Here is a 1396-nt window from a genome sequence, read left to right on the forward strand (position 1 = left end):
GCGTCTACACGCCACGTGAAATTCTGTTCTGACCGTTTGAACGCGGCCCGGAAACATAAGCGAAATCATTAGGGAGGAGAAGAAAATGAAGAAACTGATTACAGGCGCTGCCATGGCGCTGATGGGCCTGGGCGGAGCCGCCTTGGCCGAGGATTACCCGGAACGCCCGATCATGATGATGGTCTCTTACGGCGCGGGCGGTGCCACTGATTTCCAGGCCCGGATCGTGACCATGACCGCGGGCAACGAAGACGCTTTGGGCATGCCCATCGCCATCATCAACAAGCCGGGTGCCGGCGGCCGTGTCGGCTGGAACTGGTTTGCGACGCAAGCGGATCCGGATGGCTACACGCTCGCGGCCTACAACGTGCCCCACTTCATCGCCCAGTCGATCAAGGGCGGCGTGCAGTATTCCTCTGACAGCTTTGAACCTATCGCCAACTGGGGCGCCGACCCGGCTGTGTTTGTTGTCGCCGCGGACAGCCCCTTCACCTCAATGGCGGATGTGGTTGCCCATGCCACGGAAAACCCGGGCAAGCTGACCTTCTCCGGCGCCGGGCTGTTTGTTGGCCACCATATTGCCGCGCTGCAGATCGAAAAGGCCGCTGGCGTAAAGATGGCCTATATCCCGACCAAGGGCGGCGGTGCCGCGGCGATGAAGGCCGTTATCGCCGGTGAAGTCATGGGCGGGGTCAACAACCTGTCTGACGCCTTCCGTGCGCAGGAGGCGGGCAACGTCAGGATCCTTGGCGTGGCGGACCTGCAGCGCTCGGAGTTTCTGCCTGACGTGCCCACCATGCAGGAGCAGGGACTGGACGTCGACAATTCCTCGGTCAATTTCCGCGGTGTGATGGTGCCCAAAGGCACCCCGCAAGAGGTGATCGACCAGCTCGCTGCCACCGTGCCCGAGATGTTCGCAAACCCCCGTGTGGCCAAGAAAATGCAGGCCGGCGGCTCGCCCATGCACATCATGACCCGTGACGAGGTCAAGGCGATGTGGGCCGCCCGCGAACAGACGCTTAAGGAACTTCTGGCCGGGCTCTGATCCCGCGCCCCCTGGCCGAAACCCTCCGGGGCAGCGCCCCTGCCCCGGACAATCAATCGAGGAAAGACATGACCGCTCAGGACGCACTCGCCTCTGGCATCGCCGAGGTGGAACAGATCGTGGCGCGCGCACGCACCGCACAAAAGGCATTCGAGGCCCGCGGCAGCCAGGCGCTGTATGACAAGGCAGCCTTGGCGGCAGGCTGGGCCATCATGGAACCCGCCCGCAACCGGTCCCTGGCCAAGCTTGCCGTTGAATCCACCGGCCTGGGCAACGTGCCTGACAAGATCACCAAGAACCACCGCAAGACGCTGGGACTGCTGCGCGACATTGCAGGCGTTCAGACCCAGG

Annotated in this window: 1 protein-coding gene and 1 pseudogene; both read left to right on the forward strand. The window is 63.2% G+C overall.

The window, feature by feature from the left end; genetic code table 11:
- Positions 1 to 85 precede the first annotated feature (85 nt).
- Positions 86 to 1045, forward strand: coding sequence for a tripartite tricarboxylate transporter substrate binding protein (locus A2I95_RS38025; protein WP_291737597.1), 960 nt, complete (start codon positions 86 to 88; stop codon positions 1043 to 1045).
- 68 nt (positions 1046 to 1113) lie between these two features.
- Positions 1114 to 1396, forward strand: a pseudogene (locus tag A2I95_RS38030) (sulfoacetaldehyde dehydrogenase); the annotation flags it as partial.

Source organism: Leisingera sp. F5, from assembly GCF_001593695.1.

Excerpts from the sequence above, each read along its gene's own strand:
- A2I95_RS38025 (WP_291737597.1), top strand. The coding sequence starts at position 86 with ATGAAGAAACTGATTACAGGCGCTGCCATGGCGCTGATGGGCCTGGGC.